At 65.8% G+C, this 3,806-nt stretch carries 3 protein-coding genes; 1 reads left to right on the top strand and 2 read right to left on the bottom strand.

Translation table 11 applies throughout. The features are described 5' to 3' along the window. Positions 1-746: hypothetical protein (locus Q0U08_RS18555; protein WP_298093186.1), on the bottom strand; the 746-nt coding region annotated here is incomplete at its 3' end. After that, a complete protein-coding gene (locus Q0U08_RS18550; RefSeq protein ID WP_298093184.1) occupies positions 743-2,269 on the bottom strand; it encodes an acyl-CoA carboxylase subunit beta in 1,527 nt (508 codons plus the stop codon). The genes Q0U08_RS18555 and Q0U08_RS18550, both read right to left, overlap by 4 nt. A 114-nt stretch (positions 2,270-2,383) precedes the next feature. Here Q0U08_RS18550 and Q0U08_RS18545 point away from each other — a divergent pair, with 114 nt between their 5' ends. Then, a complete protein-coding gene (locus Q0U08_RS18545; protein WP_298093183.1) occupies positions 2,384-3,673 on the top strand; it encodes a Gfo/Idh/MocA family oxidoreductase in 1,290 nt (429 codons plus the stop codon). Positions 3,674-3,806 lie beyond the last annotated feature (133 nt).

Here is a 3,806-nt window from a genome sequence, read left to right as displayed (position 1 = left end):
CCCCCATCCCGCACATAGCGCGCATCAAACGCCCGCGTGCCGGTAAAGCGTACGATAAAGGATTGATCGGGCACGATTTCTACGATCTTACCCTCGCTCGATTGCGGCCGCCCTACCGCCGCTCCGCCATCGTCATAGCTGTCCAGGAAATCGGCCACCTTCACCGGCCCGGTCGGCTGCAATTCGACCAGCGTGGTGCGCCCGCAGGTATATCCCTGCCACGTTCCGCCCCCCTGCGCCTGAACCACCGGCAGGCGGCCGAACGTGTTCGACACGCTCCAGTCGCTCATTCGTCCCATGCTGCCGGCCAGCACCGCTTCCGGGAAACGACGATCGACCGCATAGCGTTCGCCGTCCGGTTTCAGATAGGTGATGTCCAGCCGCCCGGCGGAAACATGCGCGGGCTCGGCCACCTGCCCCTCGCTGACCAGCACCGGGCCGAACGGCGTATCGACCAGCCGGTGTTCGTCGAACACATAATGCTCGCCCGACTCGCTCTCTGCCGTGTTGCCCGCCGGGAACGCGGCCTTCACCGCTGCCGCCAGCCGCTCGTCGGGCAACAGCCCCGCGACATTGGGCGTCGCCGGCGGCACCTCCGCGGTCGCCGCCGGGGTGGCCGCCGCACGCGGCGCCTCGTTCGCCGCCCGCTCGCGCCACCACAACACCGCCAGCACGATCACCGCCGCCAGCAGCGCCAGCGTCAGCCAGGGCAGCCCGCCTCGCTTTACCTGCTTCCGTCCGCTCATAGCGGAATGTTATCGTGCTTCTTCCACGGATTGGCGAGGCTCTTGTTGCGCAGCTTGCGCAGGCCCAGCGCGATGCGGCGCCGGGTGGAATGCGGCTGGATCACCTCGTCGACGAAGCCCTTGCTCGCCGCGACGAACGGATTGGCGAAGCGCGCCTCATATTCCGCGGTGCGCTCGGCGATTTCCTCCGGCGTGCGGCCGCGAAAGATAATCTCCACCGCGCCCTTGGCGCCCATCACCGCGATTTCCGCGGTAGGCCACGCATAGTTCAGGTCGCCGCGCAGATGCTTGGACGCCATCACGTCATAGGCGCCGCCATAGGCCTTGCGCGTGATGACCGTGATCTTGGGCACTGTCGCCTCGCCGTACGCGAACAGCAGCTTGGCGCCGTGCTTGATGATGCCGTTATGCTCTTGGGCGGTGCCGGGCAGGAAGCCGGGCACGTCGACGAACGTCACGATCGGTATCTCGAACGCGTCGCAGAAGCGCACGAAGCGCGCCGCCTTGCGGCTGGCGTTGATGTCCAGCACGCCGGCCAGCACCATCGGCTGGTTCGCGACAAAGCCCACCGTGCGCCCCTCGATCCGCCCGAAGCCGCAGATGATGTTGGCCCCATGCGCTGGCTGGATCTCGAAGAAATCGCCCTCGTCCACCACCTTGGACAGCAGTTCATGCATGTCATAGGGCTGGTTGGCAGAGGCCGGGACCAGCGTGTCCAGGCTGTCCTCCACCCGGTCCCACGGGTCGGAGGTCGGCCGCTCGGGCACGCCTGTCCGGTTGGTCAGCGGCAGGAAGTCGAAGAAGTCGCGCGCGGCCAGCAGCGCCTCGACATCATTCTCGAACGCCACGTCCGCCACCGAGGTGCGCGTGGTGTGCGTCACCGCACCGCCCAGTTCCTCTTGGGTCACCACCTCGTTCGTCACCGTCTTCACCACGTCGGGCCCGGTCACGAACATGTAGCTCGAATCCTTCACCATGAAGATGAAGTCGGTCATCGCCGGAGAATACACCGCACCGCCCGCGCACGGCCCCATGATAAGGGAAAGCTGCGGCACCACGCCCGAGGCGAGCACATTGCGCTGGAACACCTCGGCATAGCCGCCCAGGCTCGCCACGCCTTCCTGGATGCGCGCGCCGCCTGAATCGTTCAAACCGATCACGGGCGCGCCCACCTTCATCGCCATGTCCATGATCTTGCAGATCTTCTGGGCATGACGTTCCGACAGAGACCCGCCGAACACGGTGAAATCCTGGGAGAATACGAACACAAGTCGGCCGTTGATCGTGCCCGATCCGGTCACTACGCCATCGCCCGGCACCACCTGTTCGGCCATGCCGAAATCGGTGCAGTTATGCTCGACGAACATGTCGAGTTCCTCGAAGCTGCCTTCGTCCAGCAGCACGTCCAGCCGCTCACGCGCGGTCAGCTTGCCCTTGGCATGTTGCGCATCGATCCGCTTCTGCCCCCCACCCATGCGGGCGGCGGCGCGGCGGCGTTCCAATTCGGCGATCGTGGACGACATGGCCTCTCCTTGTTTGTCAGCCTCTCTGCCCCGTCTCGGATGCCAAATGCAAATGCCTGCGTCTTCAAGGGCTTTCATGCGTTCCCCCCGCGACCATCGCCAGGAGCGCACCATATGCCCGATTCGATCGACCGCCGCCTGATGCTGAAACTGGGCGGTGCCGCGGCCGGCATGGTGCTCGGCACGCGCGCGGCCGATGCGCAAAAATATCCGCCGCCCAGCGATGTCGACCGCGGCAGTGTCCAGAACGGCAAGGTCACCTTTCCCGAATGGCGCAGCGAGGCCGATCCGAAGACCGCCCCACCCCCCGCGCCGCTTCCCCCCGAACAGCGCGTCGGCTTCGCCATCGTGGCACTCGGCCGTCTCAGCCTGGAGGAGCTGCTCCCCGCATTTGGCGAGTGCAAGAAGGCGAAGCTGGTCGCGCTCGTCTCGGGCAGTCCGGAAAAACTGCGCACCGCCGCGCGGCAATACGGGATCAGCCCGGAAAACTGCTACGACTATGCCGGGTTCGATCGCATCCGCGACAATCCTGCCATCCAGGTCGCCTACATCGTCCTGCCCAACGGCATGCACCGCGAATATGTCGAGCGTGCCGCGGCCGCCGGCAAGCATGTGCTGTGCGAAAAGCCGATGGCGAACAACGCCGCCGACGCCCGCGCGATGGTGGAGGCGTGCAAGCGCGCCAACGTTCGCCTGATGATCGCCTATCGCATCCAGTACGAACCCTATAATCAGCGCGCCGCCCGCTTCGTGCAGGAGGGGACGTTCGGCCGCCTCGTCGGCGCGACGATGACCAATGTGCAGACCGTCGCCCCCGATGGCGAGAAACAATGGCGTCACAAAAAGGCGCTGGCCGGCGGCGGTGCGCTGCCCGATATCGGTCTCTACTGCATCAACACCGCCCGCTTCCTGACCGGCGAGGAACCGACGGAAGTCTATGCCGAACAGTTCAGCCCGCCCGGGGACCCGCGCTATGCCGAGGTGGAGGAAACGGTCGCCTGGACGATGCGTTTCCCCTCCAACTTCATGGCGCAGTGCCTGACCAGCTACGGCGCGCGCGACGACAAGCACCAGCGGCTGAACTTCGCCACCGCGACGATCGATATGCCCAACGCCTATAAATATCAGGGTCAGCAGCTCTACGTCGCGCAGAACCAGGGCGACATGGACGAGCGCCAGCAGGTCATCCTGCCGCAAAAGAACCAGTTCGCCGCAGAGATGGACCATATGGCCGACTGCGTTCTGACCAACCGCCAGCCACGCACGCCGGGCGAAGAGGGCGTGCAGGACCATGTCATCATGGAAGCGATCTTTGAGAGCGCGAAGACCGGCCGCCCGGTGAAGCTGAAGGCCTATGGGGGCAAGGACGTGTTCCGCGGCCCGCCCCTGCCGCCAGAGGGATAGTCGCTGCCTGTGCCGAACCACGTTGCGGGTGGATCATTTCGCCCGCGATTCGGAACGGCAGGCGCGGCGGGGGGTTCACGTGGCATGCCTGCCCTCGCTATGCCGCCATCCATGGCCGAACTCGCGCCCCCCC

The organism is uncultured Sphingomonas sp. (assembly GCF_946477935.1).
GTDB lineage: Bacteria > Pseudomonadota > Alphaproteobacteria > Sphingomonadales > Sphingomonadaceae > Sphingomonas.
This window is presented reverse-complemented; position numbering and strand designations above follow the sequence as displayed.